Here is a 24,116-nt window from a genome sequence, read left to right as displayed (position 1 = left end):
CTCAGTTACTGCGGCAATCGTTAATTGCAGCCAGCACCATATCATGTGCAACACCGGCACGCACTTCAGAGCGACCAATAGCGAGAGGCAGCACCAGACGCAGTTCGCCCCCGATCACTTTTTTGTCGCGCATCATATGCGGCAGATACGCTTCAGCTGTCATCTCAGCGGGGCCGGTTACCGGCAAGCCAGCGCGCTGCAGCAGCGCAATCACGCGTTCGCTCTCTGCAGCGGTAAATTGCCCCAGTCGCTGCGCCGTACGCGCGGCCATGACCATACCTGCCGCCACGGCTTCGCCATGCAGCCAGTTGCCATAGCCCATATGCGCTTCAATCGCATGACCAAACGTATGGCCCAGATTGAGCAGCGCACGCTGGCCGTTTTCACGCTCGTCGGCAGCCACCACTTCCGCTTTCAGCTCGCAGCAGCGGCGAATACACCAGGCGATTGCGCGCGCATCCAGCGCCAGCAGCGCATCAAGATTTTGCTCCAGCCAGTAGAAGAATTCACCGTCCAGAATGATGCCGTATTTGATTACCTCTGCCAGGCCAGACGCCAGCTCGCGCGGCGGTAGCGTGGAGAGACAATCTGTGTCAATGACCACCGAGGCGGGCTGATAAAACGCGCCAATCATATTTTTGCCGAGCGGATGATTGACGGCGGTTTTTCCGCCTACTGACGAGTCAACCTGCGCCAGCAGCGTGGTGGGCACCTGAATAAATCGGACGCCGCGCTGATAGCTGGCAGCGGCAAATCCGGTGAGATCGCCAATCACGCCGCCACCCAGCGCAATCAGCGTGGTGTCGCGGCCGTGCGGCTTCTGCAGCAGCGCGGTAAAAACCTCATCCATGACGGTCAGCGTTTTATACTGCTCACCGTCAGGCAAAATTACCTGATCAACATGGATGCCTGCCTGGGTCAGCAGCGTTGCCACTTTCCCGAGGTAGAGCGGGGCCAGCGTCTGGTTGGTTACCAGCATGGCGCGATCGCCTGCCTTCAGCGGCCAAAAAGAAGCCGGATCCTTAAACAATCCGGCAGCAATGGTAATGGGGTAACTACGATCCCCCAGTGAGACAGTGATCTTCTCCATGATGACCGATACCTGTTGCTGAGCCCTCAGGATACTGGATTAATTTTTTTCCAGCATGTTGATGATCTGATTGGCGACCACTTTGGCACTTTGATCATCAGTGCGAATAGTGACGTCAGCGATCTCTTCATAAAGCGGATTACGTTCATCTGCCAGTGCTTCGAGCACTTCACGAGGCGGTTCATCAACCTGCAGCAGCGGGCGCTTTTTATCGCGCTGCGTGCGGGCAAGCTGCTTTTCGATGGTGGTTTCCAGATAGACAACCACGCCGCGGGCGGAGAGACGATTGCGCGTTTCACGGGATTTGACGGAACCGCCGCCGGTCGCCAGTACGATGCCTTGTTTCTCGGTCAGCTCGTTAATGATTTTTTCTTCGCGATCGCGGAAACCAGCTTCGCCTTCCACATCAAATACCCAGCCTACATCCGCTCCGGTACGTCGCTCAATTTCCTGATCGGAATCGAAAAATTCCATATTGAGTTGCTGAGCTAACTGACGACCAATAGTGCTTTTGCCGGCACCCATCGGCCCAACCAGAAAGATATTGCGTTTCTCTGCCATTTTGTCGGTATTACTAAGAATTCGTTGATGATACCCCGCGTTCAGCGCGTTGCTGGCGGGACAGGAACTGAGACCTCATAAGCATTAGCAAGAGTCAGATAGAAAATTATCTCAACACTCATGGCCGTTTGGCAACCGAATAAATCGCCTCCGGCAACCTGCACACAGGTATGGTCTTTGGTTCGCGAGACGGTAACGCTCTTCCTTACGTGCCTTCATTAAACGGGCTACAGCTGCGCAGGCCGGGGGTTGCCGGTGCTTATCATCGGCTGATATTAGCGCTGAAAACGGCCCTTTATCTGCTTGCTGCTGCCCACTTTATGCTGGCATATTTCTTTTTTGACGCCAGTATCGCTTGTGACTGACGCCCGTCGGAAGATTATCCTGCCGCGTACCGCTACACCGTTTTAAAATCGCTAAACCTTGTAAGCTAATTCCTCTCTGGCGTCAACGCGCACGGCACTACAGAACGAATTTTCCGCTTTATCCGGCAGAAAGCGCTGCTTCCCTGACCAGTCTGGGGGTAATAAAGATAACCAGCTCACGTTTTTTCTGCTCCTGCAGCTGCTGCCGGAACAGCGCGCCCAGCAGGGGCACCTCTCCCAGCCACGGCACGCGTTTTTCACTCTGCGTGCGCTGCTGCTGAAAAATGCCGCCCAGCGCCAGCGTTTCGCCATCACGCAGCGTCACCTGCGTCTCTATTTCCTGCTTTTCAATGCTCAGCACCTGGTTCTCTCCCAGCGTCAGGCTGCGGCCAGGCATGTTCTGGCTCAGCCGCAGCCGCAGCTGAATGCGACCGTTGCCCAAAACCGTGGGAGTGACCTCCATGCCCAGCACTGCCTCTTTAAACTCAATGGCCGTCGCACCGCTGTTGCCTGATTTCACTTCATACGGAACTTCGGTGCCCTGTTTGATGGTGGCCGTCTGCTGATGCGCAGTAAAGAGCCGCGGGCTGGCGATAATATCGATCTGATTCTCCTGTTCCAGCGCGCTCAGCTCAAGATTCAGCAATTCACCGCTCATTTTACCCAGCGTCACCCCGGCGCGCAGTGCCGGCGTACTGACGGCCAGCGGCAGGCTAAGCTGCGGATTGCGCAGCGTCGCCGCTACCGCATCTGCCGGAGAGAGCTGCCAGCTGACGCCCAGTTCACGCAGATGCTCTTCGTTAAGCGTCACGATATGTGCCTGCAGCTCGACCTGCTCCAGCGGCCGGTCAAGGGCTTTGAGCCAGCGCGTGGTGCTTTCCAGTGCCGGTGCCGTATCGCGCAGCAGCAGTGAGTTAGTACGGCTATCGACCGTGACGCTGCCGCGTGCTGACATCAGTGAAGGCTCTCCCTGCAGGCTGCGGTGAATATCGCTGGCGCTGGCATAATGAAGCGTAACGGTGCGCTGCTCCAGCGTCTGCTGCGCCTGTCGCTCTTCCTGCTCCTGCCGGACCCGCTGCGTCTGACGCTGCTGCCAGCTTTGCGGATAGACCAGCAGCACCCCCTCCTCTTCTATCAGAACAAGATCGGTCAGGCGTGAAATCAGCGACAGGGCATGCTCTGCGCTCACCTTCTCCAGGCGCAGCGACAGTCGTCCCTCAACCCCGGGCGCAATCAGCAGATTAGTCTGCTGATAATCCGCCAGCGCCTGCAGAATGCGCTCTACCGGCGCATCGTCAAATACCAGGCTCAGCGTGCTGGTCTGCGCCTGCAGTGGGGTGCTTAACATAAGCCCCAGCAGCATCGCGATCCGTTTCATAAAAGCCTCCTTTAATTACCCAAACGATCTGTTGCTTCACACAGCGGCGCGGCGCGGTTAACGTCAGCGTGCGCGCGGTTATCTCCGTGACCTGCCAGGGATAAACCGGAAAAGGGATGGATGGCTCCAGCCGGTAGCTTTTCCCCTCGGGCGATATTACCCAGGCGACAAAGTGGGGTGCGCGACCTGCCACGCCCTGCAGGCGCCAGTTCTGCGGCGTGGCGGCGGGCGGTTCGCAGGCGCGGGTGGTGAGAGGGACGAAAGGATTGCGTGCGTCGGCGGCACTGAACCAGAGCAGCAGGCACAGCAGCGCGCTACTCCGCATCAGATTGCTCCAGCCACAGCTCTGCCGTCAGCAGACGCGCGCCGGACCGCAGTGAAAAACGCTGCGGTACCGGCTGAGCGGTTCCGGCCAGTTCACTGAACAGCGGCATAAATTCACGCCACTCCAGCTGCAGCACCAGTTCTGATGGCTGAGCCTGCGGCTGCCAGTTTTGCAGCTGCGCGCCACGCATGTTCACCAGCTGCTCCAGCGATGCGCTGGCCGCGCTGCCGCGCTGCGGCACCTGTAACATAGCGATCTCCTGCGTAAGCGTGGCGACTGACGGCAGCAAAGCCTGCTGCAGCTGGCTTTGCTGCGCGGTAAGCGCTGTCAGCGCTGTCCGCTGTTGTGCCAGCGCCTGCTGCTGGGGACGCAGCAGCAGTAGCCAGAGCAGCAGCAGCACGGCTGCGGCAACCAGCGCGCTGCAACCGGCACGCCACGCAAAAGGCCACAGCGTATAGCGCCACATCAGCTCACTCATCGCGCGGCTCCCGCATCCGCGCCTGCAGCGTGAACCGGTATCGGCCATCGGACTGCCGGGTTATCGCCCTCTGCCTGACGGCGGCAAACAGCGGCTGTGCCAGCAACCGATGGCGCAGCTCGCTCACCGCAGCCACGCTGTCACTCCACCCTTCGACGCGCAGCAGCTGCTGCTGACGATCGATACGCTCCAGCCACAATGCATCCGGCAGCAGCCCCGGCAGCTGCTGCCAGAAACGTTGCCAGTGCTGATACTGCAGCGCCACCTGCTGACGCTGCTGCTGTAAGTCCAGCAGCCTGTCGCGCGCCTGCAGCAGTGATTGCTGTTGCGTGCGCAGATGCCGCAGCGCAAGCAGCCGCTGCCGGGCCTGTTCTGTTGCGCTTTCAGCCTGAGTCAGCTGCTGTCTGCTATATCCTCCCAGCAACAGCGCAACGAGCAGCGGCAGCGTTAACGCGGTAACCAGCAGATATTTCGTCTGCCGGCAGCACTTCTGCCACTGCCGCTCACGCCACGGCAGCAGATTAACCCTTAGCATGAGCTGTCTCCGGGGCGCAGCGCCAGTCCCAGCGCCAGCGTAAAGTCACCCTGCTGTGCGGGCAGAGGCGGCTGCTGGTAGCGTAATAATGAGAGCGGCAGGCACAGCTTCGCCTGTAGTGTGGTCAGGGCTGACGAAGAGGTACAAAACGAGTCCGATACCTGCGGAAAGAGCTGTGTAACAGTGTCTGAATTGAGCGCGCCTGTGATGATTCCACAGCGCAGCGCGCCATCATTAAACACCCAGAACCCGTGCTCGCCTGCCGGGTGGATCAGCAGCGTATGCAGGGCAAGCGGCAGCTGCTGTGCGACCTGCATCAGAGCCTGCGTGCTCAGTTCAAAGATGTCAGGCTCAAGACCCGCCTGCTGCAGCGGCTGCAGCCACTGCGTCATCACGTCCCGCCGTGCCGCCGTCACCTGCAGCGTGTTTTCAGTCGCGTCACACTGATAGTCAAACGCCAGCAGCGCGGTTTCCACCGGAAAGAGGGTGCGGGCGGCGGCAGTGACATAACGATTTAAAGCGGGTTCGCGCAGCGAGGTGTCGGGCAGCGGCAAGGTCCGCTGCAGAACCAGCTGTGGCGGCAGGCCAACGCGCAGTGAAAACTGCGCCGGCAGCTGCCGCCGCCACGACGCTAACATCTCCTGTAACAGCGGCGAGCTTTGCAACACGCCGTTGCGTAACGTATCGTGCGGCAGCGCTTGCTGCCACCAGTGTCGCAGCTGCCAGCCATGACGACGGCGTTCAATACCCAGCGCACACAGGTGCCTGTTCTGAATATCCAGTCCAATTTGCCAGCGCTGAAAAGCCATACGCGCGATCTCCTTATCATCAAAGGTAAACGCTAAACCCGGCTATGCTGAATGACAGGCAAATGACGGGTATATCAAAGCGTCAGGCTTGCCTTTATACTACCGCGCGATTGTTTATAAACTGCCCAAACGCCAACAGATGGGAATTCTCAGGTGAAGTTCGTAAAGTATTTATTGATTCTTGCAGTGTGTTGCATTTTGCTGGGAGCCGGTACGGTTTATGGCTTATACAAGTATATAGAGCCGCAGCTGCCCGATGTGAACACATTGAAAGATGTGCGTTTGCAGACGCCGATGCAGGTTTACAGCGCCGATGGCGAGCTGATTGCCCAGTATGGTGAAAAACGCCGCGTACCGCTGACGCTGAAGCAGATGCCGCCAGAGCTGATCAAAGCATTTATCGCGACCGAAGATAGCCGCTTTTATGAGCATCACGGCGTCGATCCGGTGGGGATTTTCCGTGCCGCCAGCATCGCGCTGATGTCAGGCCATGCGTCGCAGGGTGCCAGTACGATTACTCAGCAGCTGGCGCGTAACTTCTTTCTGAGCCCTGAACGTACGCTGATGCGTAAAATCAAGGAAGCGTTCCTGGCCATCCGCATTGAGCAGCTGCTGAGCAAAGATGAGATCCTTGAGCTCTACCTCAATAAAATCTATCTCGGCTATCGCGCGTATGGCGTTGGCGCGGCGGCTCAGGTCTATTTCGGTAAAACGGTCGATCAGCTGTCGCTGAGTGAAATGGCGATGATCGCTGGCCTGCCGAAAGCGCCCTCAACCTTTAACCCGCTCTATTCGCACAGCCGGGCGCTGGCGCGTCGTAACGTGGTGCTGGCGCGCATGCTGGATCAGAACGACATCACACAGCAGCAGTATGAAGAGGCCCGTAATACGCCGCTGACCGCCAGCTATCACGGTCCTGAGATCGCGTTTTCTGCCCCTTATCTCAGCGAAATGGTGCGTCAGGAGATGGTGAAACGTTATGGCGACCGCGCCTATGACGACGGCTACAAGGTGTATACCACCGTAACCCGTCGCCTGCAGGAAGCGGCGCAGCAGGCGGTGCGTAACAACGTCATGGCTTATGATATGCGCCACGGCTATCGCGGCCCGACCGCCGTGTTATGGAAAGTGGGTGAGACGAGCTGGGATCAGCCGCGTATTCTTAAAACGCTGAAAACGCTGCCCGCCTACGGACCGCTGAATGCCGCAGTGGTCACCAGCGCCAGCGCTCAGGAGGCCACGGCCTTACTGAAAGATGGCAGCACGGTCGCGCTGAAGCTCTCCGGCGTGCGCTGGGCGCGCCCTTATAAATCAGACACGCTGCAGGGCCCGACGCCGCGCAGTATCACGCAGGTGCTGCAGGCTGGTCAGCAGATCTGGGTACGTAAAGTGGGTGATGAGTGGTGGCTGGGTCAGGTCCCGCTGGTGAACTCTGCGCTGGTGTCGCTGAATCCGGAAGATGGCGCAGTGCGCGCGCTGGTGGGCGGATTCGATTTCAATCAGAGCATGTTTAACCGTGCCACCCAGGCGCTGCGCCAGGTGGGATCGAACATCAAGCCTTTCCTCTATACCGCCGCTATGGATCGTGGCCTGACACTGGCCTCTATCCTCAACGATGTGCCGATCTCCCGCTGGGACGCCGGCGCAGGTGCAGACTGGCGGCCTAAAAACTCGCCGCCAACCTATGCCGGTCCTATCCGTTTACGGCAGGGGCTGGGAGAGTCTAAAAACGTGGTGATGGTACGCGCCATGCGCGCGATGGGCGTCGATTATGCTGCGGAATATCTGCAGCGCTTTGGCTTCCCGGCGCAAAATATTATTCATACTGAGTCGCTGGCGCTGGGTGCGGCTTCATTCACCCCGCTGCAGGTGGCGCGTGGCTATGCGGTCATGGCAAACGGCGGTTTCCTGGTTGATCCCTATTTCATCACCCGCATTGAGGATGAGCAGGGAGGCGTGATTTTTGAAACAAAGCCTAAGATTGCCTGCCCGCAGTGTAATCTGCCGGTGATCTATGGTGATACGAAGAAGTCAGTTGCCCTGAATGAAGAGAGCGTGGAGAACGTCGCCACCTCTGATGAGTCGAAGAATCAGACGGTGCCACAGCCAGCGCTGGAGCAGGTTCCGGCACAGCCGCAGCCAGCAGGCGATCAGCAGTATGCGCCGCACGTGATCAATACACCGCTCTCTTTCCTGATCAAAAGCGCGCTTAACTCCAATATCTTTGGCGAGCCGGGCTGGATGGGTACCGGCTGGCGTGCCGGACGCGATCTGAAGCGAAATGATATCGGCGGAAAAACCGGTACGACAAACAGCTCTAAAGATGCCTGGTTCTCCGGCTATGGCCCGGGTGTGGTGACGTCAGTCTGGATTGGCTTTGATGATTCACGCGCGCTGGGACGTTCAACCGTATCAGGTGCGATTCCGGATCAGATTTCCGGTTACGAGGGCGGAGCCAAGAGCGCGCAGCCGGCGTGGGATGACTATATGAAATCTGCGCTGGAGGGCGTACCGGTGCAGCCGCTGACGCCGCCGGAAGGCGTGGTCACCGTGACTATCGACCGGGCAACCGGCAAACTGGCTAACGGTGGTGGCAATACGCGTCAGGAGTATTTCATCAACGGCACGCAGCCGGTGGAATATAGCGTGCACGACGTCGGCACAACCATTATGGACAATGGCGAAAGCCACGAGCTGTTCTGATAAACAGGCGCCTGCGGGCGCCTTTTTTATTCAGTAATCAAGCCGGCCCTGTTTTACCAGCCATTCGCGCACCAGAAACAGCGCACTGACGTTACGCGCTTCGCTGAAGTCAGGTTCTTCCAGCAGCGCCAGCAGGTTCTTCAGCGGCCAGCGCCGTACCACCAGCGGCTCCGGCTCATCCCCTTCCAGCTTCTCTTCATAGAGCCCTTCAGCCACCACGATATTCATTTTGCTGGAGAAGTAAGAGGGTGCCATGGTGAGCTTGCCGAGGGCTTCAAGACGGGTCGCGCCGTAGCCAGCCTCTTCTTTGAGTTCCCGGTCGGCCGCCTCAAAGGCGCTTTCGCCCGGATCGATTAGCCCTTTTGGAAAACCAAGCTCATAGCTTTCCAGCCCCACCCCATACTCCTGAATCAGGATAACGTCGTCGCCGAGAATCGGCACAATCATTACCGCTTCGCGTTCAGAAGGCTTCATGCGCTCATATACGCGGCGTGCACCATTGCTGAAAGCGAGATCGACGGCTTCAATGGTAAACAGGCGGGAGCGGGCCACCGCTTCTACCTTGAGGATGTCAGGTTTTTTCAATGGAGTGGTCATATCAGCCTCAGACGTTGCACAACCTTGTGAAATGCGATAGCGCCAGCATACCGAAGGCCGCGCAAATGTGCGACAGGCAACGCAGGCTAAGCGGCAGCCCGATTGGGCGACCCGCGTATGGCGCGCTACACGCACGCTCGTTTTAAGCGTAAGTCAACGCCTCAGCGCGAAATTCAGAAAATACCGATATTTAATTGAGTATTGCCTGGTTAACATCCTGTCACGGATTAATCTAATAATTTATAATCCGATGATTTAGCGCATTATTTTATCTGTGTTTCTTCTTGTCAGAACCTCTTCTGCTCGCCAGAATTGACACATCTTACGATTTTCGCCGGGAGTAGAACGTTAACGTGAAGGCATTTCGTTGGCTGGAATGAGCTGAGCATGAGCACTTTTATTGTCATCCTGACAGTGATGCTGATCGGCTCATCATTAGCAGGTATCGCTTACTGGTACGCTATGCGGCATCGTCCGCCGTTAGCGCGACCGCTGCCGTTTATCAGTCCGCCCTGCCGCAAACTCTCGGATGATGAGCGCACCGCAGTAGAAAAGTATCTGGCTGCGCTGGCGAAACGTCAGCCGCCGCGCACCCGCGCCCGCTTTGCCACGGAAGCGGAAGCGCTGACGCTGACGGCTCAGAGTAGTCATGTCTACCCGGTTACCCGTTCCATCACCCGCTACGGTCTCTCAACCGACGATCCGCACAAATGGCGCTACTATCTGGATGAAGTGGAAGTGCATCTGCCGCCGCTCTGGGAACAGTATATTGCCGATGAAAATTACGTTGAGCTGATCCGCACGCAGACGCTGCCGCTGGTCATCTCTCTGAATGGTCACTCGCTGGTTAACTACGCCATTGATCAACCTACCCTGCCGCCGCTGATCCAGCCTGCCAGTACCAACGCCTCTATCCGTAAAGCAGAGAGTGAAAACGTTGAGTTACTGCGGGTGCGCAAAGAGTCACACGAGGAGTACCAGCTTTCGCGACCTGACGGTACGCGTGAAGCGGTCGTTATCAGCTGCGCTTTTTTGCTGTTTTTTCTCGGTCTGGTGCTGCCGGGCAATCTTCTGCTCTGGCTGGTGGTGCCTGGCTGCGTAATGATCGCCGTCAGCCTCTGGTTCCTCTGTCGTTTTCCCGGTGAGAAAAGCCTGCGTGATATTCACTGCCTGCGCGGTGCGCCGAAACGCTGGGGCCTGTTTGGTGAATCGAACCAGGAGCAGAGCAACATTTCGCTGGGCATTATCGATCTCATCTACCCGCCGCACTGGCAGCCTTATATCGCTCACGATCTGGGACAGGTCACCGAAGTGGATATCTATCTGAACCGTCAGGTTGTGCGTCAGGGGCGTTTTTTATCGCTGCAGGATGAGGTCAGGAATTTCCCGGTTCAGCGGTGGCGCAAGAATCTGGTACTGACCTGCGGTTCACTGCTGGTACTGGCAATGCTGCTGACCTGGATCCCGCTCAGTATGCCGCTCAAGCTGAGCCTGGCCTGGGTCAAAGGCACGGAAAGTCTTGAGGTCGACAGCGTGGATAAGCTCTCTGCCCTGCCGCTGCACGTCGGCGATGTGCTCAGGGTGACGGGAACCGGTATGTGCTCGGTGCCAGGCAATTACCAGAGTAATCGTACCTACGCTTATATGCCTTTTGACTGCTCTGCTATCTACTGGAACAAAGCCGCTCCGCTGCCACAGCCGCAGTCTGACATTATTGATAAGGCCGCTGCGCTGCTGGATACCACCCTGCGCCAGCTGCATCCGGAAACCAGCACCGATCCCAAGCTTAATCCGCAGCTCGCCTCAGCGATTCAGAAGTCAGGCATGATTTTGCTGGATGATTTTTCCGAGCTGGTGCTAAGGACGCAGGATCTCTGCAGCCAGCAGCAGGATTGCGTCCGGCTGAAAAATGCGCTGGTTAACCTGGGCAATGCGAAAGACTGGGATTCGCTGATCCACCGCGCGGACACCGGCAAACTCAGCGGCATGAATGTGCTGTTAAGACCTGTCAGTGCTGAAGCGCTGGAGAATCTGGTGAATACCGCGACTTCAACCTTCTTTTCCCGTGAAACCCGTCGCGCGGCGGAAACGCTGAACAGCCCGCCGCCGGGCGGCTTTCTCATCATCAGCGATGAAGGCCGGCAGCTGGTGACGCAGCCGCAGCCTGCCGTCTCCCTGTTTGATCTGGACGCACCTTCGCAGTGGCGCGAGCTGCAGCGTATTGCGGGCATGCTGCTGCATACGCCGTTCAGCGCCAGCGGCATCATTACCAGTATGAGTACCGACGCTAACGGGACACGCCATATCATGCTGCATAACGAACCGGATGCTATGGCGCAATGGCGCTACATTGGCAGCGTTGTGCTGATGCTGATACTGCTGATTTCCGCAGTGGTGAACGGGTTGCTGACGCTGCGTCGCATCCATCGTAACCGGCTGCGCATGGCTGAAATTCAGCAATATTATGATAAATGCTTTAACCATAATCTCAGCACTATGCAGAGTGTGCGCTCGCTGTTCTGACCCTCCGCCCTTCTGTGCTACCCTGACGCGCATTTTTTGCGACGGCTGTCGGAGCCGGCATTTACGCTAAACTGATAGGGTGCGGCGTCGCGTCGCACCTTGATTTATCACTTTCTGCCCATATCTCCGGGTATCTGCAGCTCTTCCTCTGCGGAGTTCGCGTCAGAGCCGGTTGCATATTGCGCGACGCGATCATAAGAGCCCGGCCAGCATCTGGCGCAGAGATCCGGGCGTCAGCCGCTTCCGACGCCGACTGGCCGCCACCCTTTTTCAGCGCCGCCCTGCCGGACCCGTTTGCCGGTAAAGGTGAAACGCTGCGTTAAAGCAGGAGCCACTATGAAAGAGAAAATCAGCGACGGCGTACGCCTGGATAAATGGCTGTGGGCCGCGCGCTTCTATAAAACCCGCGCGCTGGCACGTGAAATGATCGAAGGTGGCAAGGTTCATTATAACGGTCAGCGCAGCAAACCCAGCAAGCTGGTTGAATCGGGCGCGGAGTTAACGCTGCGACAGGGAAACGATGAGCGGACGGTGATCATTAACGCCATCAGCGACCAGCGGCGCCCCGCCAGCGAAGCGCAACTGATGTATAGCGAAACCGCCGCCAGCGTGGAAAAACGGGAAAAAACGGCGCTGGCGCGCAAGCTGAACGCGCTGACTATGCCACATCCGGATCGCCGGCCTGATAAAAAAGAGCGTCGCGATCTGATGAAATTTAAACTGTCGGGTGATGAATAATTTTCACCCCTGCGAGAGAAAACTTATGTCTGTTCAAGATCAATTACACCGTTACCTGTTCGAAAACGTTGCCGTGCGCGGCGAGCTGGTCAATGTCTCCCATACCTGGCAGGAAATTGTCCGCAACCATGACTATGCAGAGCCGGTAAAAACGCTGCTGGGCGAGCTGCTGGTTGCGACCAGTCTGCTGACCGCCACGCTAAAATTTGATGGTGATATCACGGTGCAGCTGCAGGGTGACGGCCCGCTGACGCTGGCAGTGATCAACGGCAATAACCGCCAGGAGCTGCGTGGCGTGGCGCGCGTGAAAGAAGGTGCAGAGATTGCGCCCGGCAGCACGCTGAAAGAGATGACCGGTAACGGCTATCTGGTTATCACCATTACACCAGAAAAAGGCGAACGTTATCAGGGTGTGGTCGGTCTGGAGGCGGATACGCTGGCAGGCTGTCTGGAAGACTATTTCATGCGTTCTGAGCAGCTGCCTACCCGCCTGTTTATCCGTACTACCGAACAGGGCGCAGCCGGTATTTTACTGCAGGTGCTGCCCGCGCAGGAGACCAGTCAGGATGATTTCAATCATCTGGCCATGCTGACGGAGACGGTGAAAGCAGAAGAGCTGATCACGCTGCCGGCAAACGATGTGCTGTGGCGTCTCTATCACCAGGAAGAAGCCACCGTTTACGATCCGCTGCCCGTTATGTTTAAGTGCACCTGCTCGCGCCAGCGCTGCGGTGAAGTGCTTAAAACGCTGCCAGAGAGCGAAGTGGATGAGATCCTCAAGGAAGATGGCAAAATTGATATGCACTGCGACTATTGCGGCACGCACTACGTCTATGACGCGGTTGATATTGCTGCCATCCGGAATGAATCTGTCAGCGACAGCGACCAGCTGCATTGATTCCGCTGCGGGCGGCCACGCCGCCCGTTTCGCGTAAAACTATACCCCCATGTTTTTTCACGGAAATTAACTAATTTTCACTAACTTTACTTTTATAAGTAGCCGATTTCTCCGCTTGTCACGTTCCAGTTCGCATTTTTAACTATCTTCACTTTCCGCTTCTGCTCAGATGTGTACACTGCGCGCGATCTGTCCTGCGCAACCGAGTGCGCCACGCGGCAGACACCCCCTAAAAATGCAATGAAGTACCGATTTAAGGAGCAGTCACATGCGCGTTAACGGCCTGACATCGCAAGACCTCGCCGACCTGGGCATCAGCGGCACTACTGAAGTGGTGTATAACCCTGACTATGACACGCTGTTTCAGGAAGAAACCCGCCCGGAGCTGGAGGGTTATGCGCGAGGCACCCTGACGCAGAGCGGCGCCATCGCCGTGGATACCGGCATTTTTACCGGTCGCTCACCGAAAGATAAATATATTGTCCGCGATGACACGACGCGCGATACGCTGTGGTGGAATGGTACCGGCAATGGTAAAAACGATAATCAGCCGCTTTCGCAGGAGACCTGGCAGGCGCTGAAAGATCGCTGCACACAGCAGCTTTCAGGCAAACGCCTGTTTGTGGTGGATGCCTTTTGCGGTGCCAATCCTGACTCCCGTCTGAGCGTACGCTTTGTCATGGAAGTGGCCTGGCAGGCGCATTTTGTGAAAAACATGTTTATCCGCCCGACCGAGGAAGAACTGGCCAGCTTCACTCCTGATTTTGTGGTGATGAACGCGGCGCAGTGCACCAATCCGGACTGGCAGGCGCAGGGGCTGAACTCAGAAAATTTTGTTGCATTTAACCTGACAGAACGCATGCAGCTGATTGGCGGTACCTGGTACGGCGGCGAAATGAAGAAAGGCCTGTTCGCCATCATGAACTATCTGCTGCCGCTGAAAGGCATCGCCTCAATGCACTGCTCCGCGAACGTGGGTAAAGCGGGCGACGTGGCCGTGTTCTTTGGCCTCTCCGGCACCGGCAAGACCACGCTCTCCACCGATCCTGAGCGGCAGCTGATTGGCGATGATGAGCACGGCTGGGATGACGACGGCGTCTTCAATTTCGAAGGCGGCTGCTATGCAAAAACCATCAACCTGTCTGAACAGGCAGAGCCGGAAATCTATCGCGCCATTCGTCGCGATGCGCTGCTGGAAAACGTGGTGGTGCGTGCCGACGGCAGCGTGGATTACGCCGATGGCAGCAAAACAGAAAACACCCGCGTCTCCTATCCGATCAATCACATTGAAAACATTGTGCAGCCGGTTTCCAAAGCGGGTCACGCGAAAAAGGTCATTTTCCTTACGGCGGATGCGTTTGGCGTGCTGCCGCCGGTTTCACGGCTGACGCCAGAGCAGACGCAGTATCATTTCCTTTCCGGCTTTACTGCCAAGCTGGCCGGTACTGAACGCGGCGTCACGCAGCCAACGCCAACCTTCTCTGCCTGCTTTGGCGCCGCATTTCTGACCCTGCATCCAACGCAATATGCTGAAGTGCTGGTTAAGCGCATGGAAGCGGCGGGCGCGCAGGCTTATCTGGTTAACACCGGCTGGAACGGCAGCGGCAAACGCAACTCACTGAAAGATACGCGGGCGATTATCAACGCGATTCTGGCAGGCGAGCTGGATAACGCCGCCACCGAGACACTGCCGGTGTTCAATCTGCAGATTCCGACGCAGCTGGCCGGAGTGGACGCCGCCACGCTGGATCCGCGCCGCAGCTGGCAGAGCGAGGCGGAGTGGCAGCAGGCCGCGCAGGATCTGGCACAGCGTTTTATCACGAACTTTGAGAAGTATACCGACAACGATGCGGGTAAAGCGCTGGTAGAGGCGGGTCCGCAGCTGTAAGCACGGCTGAACAGCTGTAGCGGGCGGCATCACTGCCGCCCTTTTTCCGTCTGCTCAGGAGCTGTGCGCGACGCTGGTCAGCGCGGTGCTGTTTTCCGGCATCGGCAGCCACGCGCGAATACGTAATCCGCCGCGCTCGCTGGCACCAATTTCCAGCGATCCTTCATGCGCATCAATGATGCGCTGCACAATCGCCAGCCCCAGCCCGGTGCCGCTGGTACTGCGTGCGCTGTCGCCGCGCACAAACGGCTGAAACAGATGCTGCAGCTGATCGGGCTTGATACCGGGACCATCATCATCAACCTGGAACCAGGCGCGGTTAAGCTCCTGTCCGCTGCTGACCTTGATCCAGCCGTTACCATATCGCGCAGCGTTGACCACCAGATTTGCCACCGCGCGTTTAATGGAGAGCGGATTGATATTCAGCATCAGCTCATCGGTCATTACCGCATTCTCAATCTCGCGTTCATAGCCGCTCTCAGCCGCAACCACTTCTCCCAGCACGCTGTTGAGATCGGCCCGCTCAGTCTGCATCTCCTGACCCGTACGCAGATAATCGATGAACTGCTCGATGATGGCGTTGCACTCTTCGATATCTTTGTTAATCGACTCCGCCAGGTAGCCATCCTGCTCACCCATCATCTCAGTCGCCAGACGGATGCGCGTCAGCGGCGTGCGCAGATCGTGACTGACGCCCGCCATCAGCAGGGTGCGATCGTCAGCCAGCTGCTTGACGCCGGCTGCCATCTGATTAAAGGCGCGCGTCACTGAACGCACTTCAGAGGCCCCATACTCACGCAGCGGCGGCGGAATAATGCCTTTGCCCACCTGCAGTGCCGCGTGCTCCAGATCCACCAGCGGCCGGTTTTGCATCCGGATAAACAGCCAGGCTCCGCCAATCGCCAGCAGCATAATCGCCAGCGTATAGCGGAACAGCGGCGAGAAGTCACCCTGATGAATTTCCGTCAGCGGTACCCGCACCCAGATATCGGGCGAAAGCCAGGTTTTCAGCCAGACAACCGGCGAGTTTTTGTTGACCTCGACGCGCACATCGGTCGGGCCGCCCAGCTGCTGCGCCATCTGCTCACTCAGAAACTCATAGTGCTGCGCCCAGCGCAGCCCGCTCTCTTCTGCCGCCGCGTTGGTATAAAGCGAAATCCCCAGTTCGCGGTAAATTTCGCGCCGGAAAGCGGGTGGCACTTCCAGCTGCGTCCCATCTTCCAGCTGCAGCCGATCGGTCATCAGCATACGCACTTCGTAGGCCAGCACCTTATTAAACTGCTGCAGGCTGGGAAGAATAGCGAAGTTCAGCACCACCAGATACGTCGTTACCAGGCTGACGAACAGCAGGGTAACGATCAGCAGCAGGGTGCGGGCAAAGGAGCTGCGGGGCGAGAAGCGCAGTCGCCTCATGCTTTACTGCCGTCCGGCACAAAGACGTAGCCCAGACCCCAGACGGTCTGGATATAGCGCGGATGCGCGGGATCTTCTTCCACCATGCGGCGCAGGCGTGAAATCTGCACGTCGATTGAGCGTTCCATGGCGCTGTATTCACGCCCGCGCGCCAGGTTCATCAGCTTGTCACGCGAAAGCGGCTCACGCGGATGACTCACCAGCGCTTTCAGCACGGCAAATTCACCGCTGGTGAGCGGCATAGGCTCATCTTCACGGAACATTTCACGCGTGCCGAGGTTCAGTTTGAATTTGCCGAAGGCGATAACCGCCTCTTCCTGTGAAGGCGCACCCGGCAGCTCGTTGGCCTGACGACGCAGCACCGCGCGAATCCGCGCCAGCAGTTCACGCGGGTTAAACGGCTTGGGAATATAGTCATCCGCCCCGATTTCCAGTCCGACAATGCGGTCAACCTCTTCACCCTTAGCCGTTACCATGATAATCGGCATCGGGTTGCTCTGGCTGCGCAGACGGCGACAGATAGAGAGGCCATCTTCGCCCGGCAGCATTAAATCCAGCACCATCAGATGAAACGATTCACGCGTCAGCAGGCGATCCATCTGTTCAGCATTAGCGACACTGCGCACCTGAAAGCCCTGTTCGGTGAGATAGCGTTCCAGCAGCGCGCGCAGACGCATATCGTCATCAACGACCAGAATTTTGTAGTTCTCTTGCATGTTCAACTCCCAAAGGCGCCATTGCCTGAAGCAATATTGTGAGGATAAGGGACCTGTCTGTGACAGATATTTATGGTTTATATTCTAAGCGAAATTGTTACAAAGCATATTAAACAGGAGCTTATATTTAATTTCTTGCCTGGAATGCGGCTCCGCTCCCGCTTTTGCCACCCGATTTTACCCTGATTAGCGCTTGTCTGAAAAAACGGCACTTTTTCTCACTGCGCGTGGCTCGACCGTATTTTTCCCGCTCTGCCAGAGCCTGTCCTGCGCTTTCACATCAATTCAGCGGGATAGCAGACCGCCGGCAGCACAAAACTGCGCAGATTCTGGTTAGCGCCTGATAACGCTCTCGGAAGAGTGCCAGCGGCGGCACAATCCAAGACCATTTATAAATAAAGACAGTTAAATCAGCGAGTAAACACCACTTTCGCCCGGCCCGATGATCTCCGACACTTCTGCTGTATCGACCCGATCGGTGTCATGTGGAGAAGAAAAATGAAAAAAGTTGTTCTGCTGAGCGCGCTGGTTCTCTCCAGCCTTACCCAGGTTCAGGCGGCAACGTCAGTCGGTGAAGCCGCTGGTGCGCAGGCGTCAACGACGGCAAAAGGCAACTCGGATGCAATTGGCGTGGGCGCAGTAGCAGCACTGCTGGGCGTGGCGCTGGCTACCATGGGCGGTGGCGATGGTAATGGCAGCAGCACCTCAACCACTACCGCAACGGTGCCGGGCAAGTAAGCGCTATACCGGGACTGCGCTGCCTGTGGCTCACCACGCGCAGTGCAGTTCACTTACGCCTTGTCGTGATAGGTAATCTGATTCACAAACCAGATCTTTTGCCCTTCAGGCGTGTTAACGGTGACCTCATCATCAACCTCTTTTTTGATCAGCGCCCGCGCCATAGGTGAATCGATCGAGATGTACTCTTTCACATTATCGCCATAAATTTCGTCCGGTCCGACGATGCGAAAACGCTTTTGTTCCCCCTGCTCATTCTCCACCTCTACCCACGCGCCAAAAAAGACTTTGCCCTCCTGCTGCGGGGCGTAATCAACAATTTTCAGCTCAGCGAGACATTTGCGCAGGTAGCGTACCCGCCGGTCAATCTGCCGCAGCAGCCGTTTGTTGTAGGTATAGTCCGCGTTTTCTGACCGATCGCCGAGGCTGGCGGCCCAGGAAACGATACGGGTGATCTCCGGACGCTTCTCATTCCACAGATGATCGTGCTCGGCGCGCAGCTTGTTGTAGCCTTCGCGGGTAATCAGTTGAGTTTTCATTACATCGGCTCATTTATGTCAGTTTTGCAGGTCGCCAGCTGCGTACAATAAGCGACGCTGCCGCAGGCAGCAAGATGCGGGCGCGATTCAGAAAAAGATGGATTGCCGCCCGGCTGGCTGGCAATTTACGCCCTCAGTCCGTATAACTGTCCCCTGTTTTTAACCCCGGATAAGCAAGATCGTTACTGATGATGAAAGATTCGCTGAGCCAGATTATCGCAGGTGAGCTGCAGGCACGCGCCGAACAGGTTGATGCCGCCGTACGCCTGCTGGATGAAGGGAATACCGTCCCCTTTATTGCACGTTACCGTAAGGAAGTCACCGGCGGGCTGGATGATACCCAGCTGCGCGCGCTGGAGAGCCGCCTGAGCTATCTGCGCGAGCTGGACGATCGCCGCCAGTCGATTCTGAAATCGATTGACGATCAGGGCAAACTCTCGCCGGAACTGGCGCAGGCTATCAACAGCACGCTGAGTAAAACCGAGCTGGAAGATCTCTATCTGCCTTACAAGCAGAAGCGCCGTACGCGTGGCCAGATCGCCATTGAAGCGGGTCTCGAACCGCTGGCTGACACATTGTGGAACGATCCCTCGCAGCAGCCGGAAGCGGTAGCCGCAGGCTTTGTGGATGCGGATAAAGGCGTGGCGGATACGCGCGCCGCGCTCGATGGCGCACGCTATATCCTGATGGAGCGGTTTGCCGAAGACGCCGCGCTGCTGGCAAAAGTGCGCGACTATCTGTGGAAAAACGCCCATCTGGTAGCACGTGTCGTTGAGGGCAAAGAAGAGGCGGGCGCTAAATTCCGCGACTATTTTGATCATCACGAAGCGCTGAGCAGCGTGCCTTCGCACCGCGCCCTGGCGATGTTTCGCGGCCGCAACGAAGGCGTACTGCAGCTGTCGCTGAACGCCGATCCGCAGTCTGAAGAGGCGCCGCGTGAAAGCTATGGCGAAACGCTGATTGCCGATCACCTGGGTCTGCGTCTGAATAATGCGCCGGCTGACAGCTGGCGCAAAGCAGTGGTGAGCTGGACATGGCGCATCAAGGTGCTGCTGCATCTCGAAACCGAACTGATGGGCACTATCCGTGAACGGGCTGAAGATGAAGCGATCAACGTCTTTGCCCGCAATCTGCACGATCTGCTGATGGCCGCTCCGGCCGGTATGCGCGCCACAATGGGGCTTGACCCCGGCCTGCGCACCGGTGTGAAGGTTGCCGTAGTCGATGCGACCGGTAAACTGGTGGCCACCGATACGGTCTACCCGCACACCGGTCAGGCGGCGAAAGCGGCGGCGGCCGTCGCGGCACTCTGCATAAAGCATCAGGTTGAGCTGGTGGCGATTGGTAACGGCACCGCCTCGCGCGAAACCGAGCGCTTTTTCCTCGATGTGCAGAAACAGTTTCCGCAGGTCAGCGCGCAAAAAGTGATCGTCAGTGAAGCGGGTGCCTCTGTCTACTCCGCCTCGGAACTGGCGGCTCTGGAGTTTCCTGACCTCGACGTATCGCTGCGCGGTGCGGTCTCTATTGCCCGTCGCCTGCAGGATCCGCTGGCCGAGCTGGTCAAAATTGACCCTAAATCGATTGGAGTGGGTCAGTATCAGCATGATGTCAGTCAGAGCCAGCTGGCGAAAAAGCTGGATGCCGTGGTTGAAGATTGCGTTAACGCCGTTGGCGTCGATCTCAACACCGCCTCGGTCGCCCTGCTTACGCGTGTAGCGGGTCTGACGCGCATGATGGCGCAGAATATTGTGGGCTGGCGTGATGAAAACGGGCGTTTTCAGAACCGTCAGCAGCTGCTGAAAGTGAGCCGCCTCGGACCAAAAGCATTTGAACAGTGCGCCGGCTTTCTGCGCATCAATCACGGCGACAATCCGCTGGATGCCTCTACGGTGCATCCGGAAGCGTATCCGCTGGTGGAGCGTATTCTCTCTGCCACTGAGCAGGCGCTGGATGCGCTGATGGGCAATCCCGGCAGCCTGCGCAATCTGAACGCGCGCGACTTTACCGATGAACGCTTTGGTCTGCCTACCGTGACCGATATCATCAAAGAGCTGGAAAAGCCGGGCCGCGATCCGCGTCCTGAGTTCAAAACCGCGCAGTTTGCCGAAGGCGTGGAAACCATGAACGATCTGCTGCCCGGCATGATTCTGGAAGGCGCCGTAACCAACGTGACGAACTTTGGTGCCTTTGTGGATATCGGCGTGCATCAGGATGGACTGGTGCATATCTCCTCTCTCTCCGATCGGTTTGTGGAAGATCCGCATCAGGTGGTGAAAGCAGGCGATATCGTGAAGGTCAAAGTCATGGAAGTGGATCTGCAGCGTAAACGTATTGCGCTCACTATGCGTCTGGATGAACAGCCGGGTGAGAGCAATGCGCGCAGCGGTAGCCGGCCTGCTGCCAGAGAACCGGCGCGCGCGGCAAATCCGGCCAAAGGGCGCGGCAAGCCTGCGCCTGCAGGCAACAGCGCCATGGGCGATGCGCTGGCTGCGGCTTTTGGTAAAAAGCGCTGATTTCAGCCTGCTAATCTGCCTGCAGCCGGCAAATGGCTGCAGGTAACAGGTTGCGAAATTGTCCCGTCAGGCTACGCTGAAAAAATCTGTGTGATCCACTGACCTTCCGCGTGGCCTGACAATCTGATGGATAAAATCAACGCCCTGCTCGATGAGATCTATGAAGGAGACCTGCCCGCCATCGCGCGCGAGCGTCTGCTGTCACATATCCGCGCCGCGCGCGACAGCGTCAAGCTGCCACGTAAAGCGCACTGGGATGAGAAAGATGTGGTGCTCATCACCTACGCCGATCAGTTTCGTGAGCCGGAGCAGCCCACCCTCGCCAGCTTTACGCGCTTTTATCAGCAGCACCTGCAGTCTGCCTTTAACCTGGTACACCTGCTGCCATTCTTTCCCTACTCGTCCGATGATGGCTTTTCGGTTATCGACTACCACAAAGTCAATCCGATCTGCGGTGACTGGCAGCAGATTGCGGCACTGCACAGTCAGACGCGACTGATGTTCGACTTTGTCTGCAACCATATTTCGGCACACAGCGCCTGGTTTCGTCACTATCTGGCGCAGGACCCGGGCTGGGATGATTTTTTTATCAGTATGCCACCGGCCACCGATCTCAGCGCCGTAACCCGCCCGCGCACTTCGCCGCTGCTCACGCCTTTTACCCTGGCCGACGGCAGCACGCGCTATATCTGGACCACCTTCAGCGCCGATCAGATCGATCTTAACTTCGCCAGCCCGGAAGTGCTGATCCGTATGATCGGCGTGCTGCTCGACTACCTGAAAAAAGGTGCGGATTATGTGCGGCTGGATGCGGTGGGCTATATGTGGAAAACGCCGGGCACGCGCTGCATTCACCTGCATAAAACCCATTTGCTGGTGAAGCTGTTCCGCGCCGTCGCCGATGTTGTTGCGCCGGGCACGGTGATCATCACGGAAACCAACGTGCCGCACCAGGATAACATCAGCTACTTTGGCCGCGGGGATGATGAAGCGCAGATGGTGTATCAGTTTTCTCTGCCGCCGCTGGTGCTGCAGGCGATCCACGCCGGTTCAGCGCGCGCGCTGCGTCAGTGGGCCGCCTCGCTGACGCCTGGCAGCGGCAGCACCACCTTTTTTAACTTTCTCGCCTCGCACGACGGTATCGGCCTGAATCCGGCGCGTGGCATTCTGTCAGAGCCTGAAATTGTTGCCCTGGTGCGTGAGCTGGCGCTGGAAGGCGCGCTGGTGTCATATAAAAATAACCCCGACGGCACCACCAGCCCCTATGAAATCAACGTGACCTATCTCGATGCGCTCAACCATCAGACCGATGATGATGAGACGCGCCTGCGCCGTTTCCTGCTGGCGCACGCCATTCTGCTGGCATTTCCGGGCGTGCCCGCGATTTATATTCAGAGCATCCTCGGCTCGCGTAACGATAACGAAGGGGTGCGCGCTGCCGGCCACAACCGCGCCATCAATCGCGAAAAATATAGCCTGCGCGAAATGGAGCAGTGGATCAGCGGCGGCGACTGGCTGCGTCAGCAGGTGTTTGAACGGCTGAGTGCGCTGATCCAGCTGCGCACCCGTCAGCCCGCTTTTCATCCCGATAACGCCATGACTCTGCTGGAGAGCGACAATGCCATCCTGCTGTTTCGCCGCCACGCGCCAGATGAAGAGGGGCTGCTGTGCCTGTTTAACCTGAGCAGCCGTGAAATTACCGTCACGCTGCCGCAGGCGCGCCATTATCAGGATATCGTCAGCGGGCAAAAGGTGGAGGGCAGCGTGCCGGTGACGCTCGCTGCCTGGCAGTTTATGTGGCTGCGTGGATAAACTGCGTCACGTGCCCGCAGAACGCCTCAGGGTGTGAGATAAACGGCGCATGCGCTGCCTTTTCCATGATCACTGACGGGGAGCCGGGCCAGCGCGCATCCAGCTCGCCGGCAATACGTCGCGGTACCAGCCCATCCAGCGCCCCATAGAGGCGCAGAAACGGCACGCTGAGAGCGTCCAGCGCCGGGCGCAAATCGCTCTGCCGCAGGATCTCCAGCCCGCTCTGCAGCGCCGCTACTGACGGCATCGGCTGCGACAGCACCACCTCTTTCAGCTGACGCGCATCCTGACGCGCATTTTCTGTCCCCATGGTCTGTAGTGCCAGAAAGCGCTCAACGGTGCGCCGGAAATCGTCACTGAGCTGCTGCTGAAAACCGGTCAGGGTGTCGGGCTTAATCCCCGGCCACTCCGCCTGCGCGGTAAAACAGGGCGAGGAGGCTACGCTGATCAATGCAGAAACGCGCGCCGGCCGCAGCAGCGCCAGCTGGCTGGCAACCAGCCCGCCCAGTGACCAGCCCAGCAGCGTGGCGCGCTCAGGCAGCTGCGGCAGCAGCTGTTGCGCCATCTCCATCAGCGTCAGCGGACCGGCCGCTGCGCTGCGGCCAAACCCGGGCAGATCCACCAGATGCAGGCGAAAATGGGGGCTGAGTCGCGGAACTATGTGTTGCCACACTTCGGCATTCAGCCCCCAGCCGTGCAGCAGCACAAGATCGCGATCGCCCGCGCCCGTGGTGTGCCAGTAAAGCGAACTCATCGGTTACACTCCCGAAAAGTGAAAAAGAGGTCGCTATGCTATCAACCCCGGCCCGCTGCTGGCTATGCCATCTTCCGCTGCAGATTGCACACCACGGGCTGTGCAGCCTCTGCCTGCATCAGCTGCCGCTCCTGCCGGCACTCTGCCCCTGCTGCGGCCTGCCAGCTACTACAGCGCAGCGCTGCGGCCGCTGCCTGAAAAAGCCGCCGCCGTGGCACCGCTTAACCTGCGTCAGCGATTACACCCCGCCGCTGAGTGACTGGGTACAGCAGCTGAAATTTTCCGGCGCGATCGCACTCAGGGTGATGCTGGCGCGGCTGCTTTTGTTAAAATTGTTAACAACGCGCCGGAATGAACCCGCTACGGCGTTCGATCTGGTGCTGAGCGTGCCGCTGCATCATCAGCGCGCCTGGCAGCGCGGCTTTAATCAGTCAGCGCTGCTTGCGCAGCCGCTGGCACGCTGGCTGCGGTGTGAGTATCGTGAAGGTGTCAGCCGGATACGTCGCGGCAGCACCCAGCATCAGCTTAACGCCCGCGCGCGTCGTCATAATCTGCGCAGCGCGTTCCGCCTTGAAATGCCGGTGCAGGATCGCCATATCCTGCTGATTGATGATGTGGTCACCACCGGCAGCACCGTAGCGGAAATCAGCCGCCTGCTGCAGGCGGAGGGCGCCGCCAGCATCCATATTGGCTGCCTGTGCCGTACCTTGTAGAGCGTCGGTGTTGGGCGTATTATAACCAGG

21 protein-coding genes are annotated in these 24,116 nt (G+C 58.0%); 9 read left to right on the top strand and 12 right to left on the bottom strand.

Translation table 11 applies throughout. The annotated features are described in order from the left end of the window. Nucleotide 1 precedes the first annotated feature (1 nt). The 7 genes from aroB to pilM all read right to left on the bottom strand — a co-directional run bounded on the left by aroB (nucleotide 2) and on the right by pilM (nucleotide 5,541). Nucleotides 2-1,090, bottom strand: coding sequence for a 3-dehydroquinate synthase (aroB, locus tag F3I15_RS15100; protein ID WP_150018475.1), 1,089 nt, complete (start codon nucleotides 1,088-1,090; stop codon nucleotides 2-4). Between the two features lie 39 nt (nucleotides 1,091-1,129). Continuing rightward, the gene (aroK, locus tag F3I15_RS15095; RefSeq protein WP_039380929.1) at nucleotides 1,130-1,651 is read right to left on the bottom strand and encodes a shikimate kinase AroK; all 522 of its coding nucleotides are present in this window, start codon (nucleotides 1,649-1,651) and stop codon (nucleotides 1,130-1,132) included. A gap of 483 nt (nucleotides 1,652-2,134) precedes the next feature. After that, nucleotides 2,135-3,394, bottom strand: coding sequence for a DNA uptake porin HofQ (hofQ, locus tag F3I15_RS15090; protein WP_150018474.1), 1,260 nt, complete (start codon nucleotides 3,392-3,394; stop codon nucleotides 2,135-2,137). Beyond that, nucleotides 3,312-3,719: a HofP DNA utilization family protein gene (locus tag F3I15_RS15085; RefSeq protein WP_150018473.1), complete on the bottom strand. Its 408-nt coding sequence runs from the start codon at nucleotides 3,717-3,719 to the stop codon at nucleotides 3,312-3,314. Before F3I15_RS15085 ends, hofQ begins: the two co-directional genes overlap by 83 nt. Then, complete coding sequence (locus F3I15_RS15080; protein WP_223810721.1) at nucleotides 3,709-4,197, bottom strand: hypothetical protein; 489 nt, start codon at nucleotides 4,195-4,197, stop codon at nucleotides 3,709-3,711. Before F3I15_RS15080 ends, F3I15_RS15085 begins: the two co-directional genes overlap by 11 nt. Next, nucleotides 4,190-4,732 (bottom strand): PilN domain-containing protein, encoded by a 543-nt coding sequence (locus tag F3I15_RS15075; RefSeq protein ID WP_150018472.1) that lies wholly within the window; start codon nucleotides 4,730-4,732, stop codon nucleotides 4,190-4,192. Before F3I15_RS15075 ends, F3I15_RS15080 begins: the two co-directional genes overlap by 8 nt. Then, nucleotides 4,726-5,541 carry a pilus assembly protein PilM gene (gene pilM, locus F3I15_RS15070; RefSeq protein WP_150018471.1) on the bottom strand — a complete coding sequence of 272 codons (816 nt, stop codon included), beginning with the start codon at nucleotides 5,539-5,541 and terminating at the stop codon, nucleotides 4,726-4,728. The genes F3I15_RS15075 and pilM overlap by 7 nt, the downstream gene beginning before the upstream one ends. Before the next feature lie 153 nt (nucleotides 5,542-5,694). Between pilM and mrcA the strand changes: the two genes are divergently transcribed. Then, nucleotides 5,695-8,244 (top strand): peptidoglycan glycosyltransferase/peptidoglycan DD-transpeptidase MrcA, encoded by a 2,550-nt coding sequence (mrcA, locus tag F3I15_RS15065; RefSeq protein ID WP_150018470.1) that lies wholly within the window; start codon nucleotides 5,695-5,697, stop codon nucleotides 8,242-8,244. A 30-nt stretch (nucleotides 8,245-8,274) separates the two neighbouring features. On the opposite strand, the gene nudE is transcribed toward mrcA, so the two are convergent. Beyond that, nucleotides 8,275-8,841 carry an ADP compounds hydrolase NudE gene (gene nudE / locus F3I15_RS15060; protein ID WP_039380943.1) on the bottom strand — a complete coding sequence of 189 codons (567 nt, stop codon included), beginning with the start codon at nucleotides 8,839-8,841 and terminating at the stop codon, nucleotides 8,275-8,277. Nucleotides 8,842-9,228: 387 nt separating this feature from the next. Here nudE and F3I15_RS15055 point away from each other — a divergent pair, with 387 nt between their 5' ends. From F3I15_RS15055 to pckA, 4 genes are all read left to right on the top strand, one after another. Then, nucleotides 9,229-11,364, top strand: coding sequence for an intracellular growth attenuator family protein (locus F3I15_RS15055; RefSeq protein WP_150018469.1), 2,136 nt, complete (start codon nucleotides 9,229-9,231; stop codon nucleotides 11,362-11,364). Between the two features lie 336 nt (nucleotides 11,365-11,700). Then, nucleotides 11,701-12,102, top strand: a complete 402-nt coding sequence (gene hslR, locus F3I15_RS15050; RefSeq protein ID WP_150018468.1) for a ribosome-associated heat shock protein Hsp15 — start codon at nucleotides 11,701-11,703, stop codon at nucleotides 12,100-12,102. A gap of 25 nt (nucleotides 12,103-12,127) precedes the next feature. Continuing rightward, complete coding sequence (gene hslO / locus F3I15_RS15045; protein ID WP_150018467.1) at nucleotides 12,128-13,000, top strand: Hsp33 family molecular chaperone HslO; 873 nt, start codon at nucleotides 12,128-12,130, stop codon at nucleotides 12,998-13,000. 268 nt (nucleotides 13,001-13,268) lie between these two features. Next, nucleotides 13,269-14,888: a phosphoenolpyruvate carboxykinase (ATP) gene (pckA, locus tag F3I15_RS15040; RefSeq protein WP_150018466.1), complete on the top strand. Its 1,620-nt coding sequence runs from the start codon at nucleotides 13,269-13,271 to the stop codon at nucleotides 14,886-14,888. 54 nt (nucleotides 14,889-14,942) lie between these two features. Here pckA and envZ read toward each other — a convergent pair whose 3' ends face one another. Then, the gene (gene envZ / locus F3I15_RS15035) at nucleotides 14,943-16,301 is read right to left on the bottom strand and encodes a two-component system sensor histidine kinase EnvZ (protein ID WP_150018465.1); all 1,359 of its coding nucleotides are present in this window, start codon (nucleotides 16,299-16,301) and stop codon (nucleotides 14,943-14,945) included. Further along, nucleotides 16,298-17,017 carry a two-component system response regulator OmpR gene (ompR, locus tag F3I15_RS15030; protein ID WP_001157751.1) on the bottom strand — a complete coding sequence of 240 codons (720 nt, stop codon included), beginning with the start codon at nucleotides 17,015-17,017 and terminating at the stop codon, nucleotides 16,298-16,300. Before ompR ends, envZ begins: the two co-directional genes overlap by 4 nt. Before the next feature lie 498 nt (nucleotides 17,018-17,515). On the opposite strand from ompR, the gene yjbE reads away from it, so the two are divergent. Next, the gene (gene yjbE / locus F3I15_RS15025) at nucleotides 17,516-17,755 is read left to right on the top strand and encodes an exopolysaccharide production protein YjbE (RefSeq protein ID WP_094111190.1); all 240 of its coding nucleotides are present in this window, start codon (nucleotides 17,516-17,518) and stop codon (nucleotides 17,753-17,755) included. Nucleotides 17,756-17,808: 53 nt separating this feature from the next. On the opposite strand, the gene greB is transcribed toward yjbE, so the two are convergent. Continuing rightward, nucleotides 17,809-18,294, bottom strand: a complete 486-nt coding sequence (greB, locus tag F3I15_RS15020; protein WP_039380962.1) for a transcription elongation factor GreB — start codon at nucleotides 18,292-18,294, stop codon at nucleotides 17,809-17,811. A gap of 191 nt (nucleotides 18,295-18,485) precedes the next feature. Here greB and F3I15_RS15015 point away from each other — a divergent pair, with 191 nt between their 5' ends. After that, entirely contained in the window at nucleotides 18,486-20,807 is a 2,322-nt protein-coding gene (locus F3I15_RS15015; protein ID WP_039385659.1) for a Tex family protein, read from the top strand. A gap of 126 nt (nucleotides 20,808-20,933) precedes the next feature. Continuing rightward, nucleotides 20,934-22,619, top strand: a complete 1,686-nt coding sequence (locus F3I15_RS15010; protein ID WP_150018464.1) for an alpha-amylase family glycosyl hydrolase — start codon at nucleotides 20,934-20,936, stop codon at nucleotides 22,617-22,619. Here the strand turns inward: F3I15_RS15010 and bioH are convergent. Beyond that, complete coding sequence (gene bioH / locus F3I15_RS15005) at nucleotides 22,600-23,373, bottom strand: pimeloyl-ACP methyl ester esterase BioH (protein ID WP_150018463.1); 774 nt, start codon at nucleotides 23,371-23,373, stop codon at nucleotides 22,600-22,602. The genes F3I15_RS15010 and bioH overlap by 20 nt on opposite strands. 35 nt (nucleotides 23,374-23,408) lie before the next feature. Here bioH and gntX point away from each other — a divergent pair, with 35 nt between their 5' ends. Next, nucleotides 23,409-24,086: a DNA utilization protein GntX gene (gene gntX / locus F3I15_RS15000; RefSeq protein WP_150018462.1), complete on the top strand. Its 678-nt coding sequence runs from the start codon at nucleotides 23,409-23,411 to the stop codon at nucleotides 24,084-24,086. The last annotated feature ends 30 nt before the right edge of the window (nucleotides 24,087-24,116 follow it).

The organism is Pantoea sp. M_9, assembly GCF_008631385.1.
GTDB classification, from domain to species: Bacteria; Pseudomonadota; Gammaproteobacteria; order Enterobacterales; family Enterobacteriaceae; genus Pantoea; species Pantoea eucrina.
The sequence above is the reverse complement of the archived record's forward strand: the minus strand, read 5'-3'. Positions and strand labels throughout refer to the sequence as shown.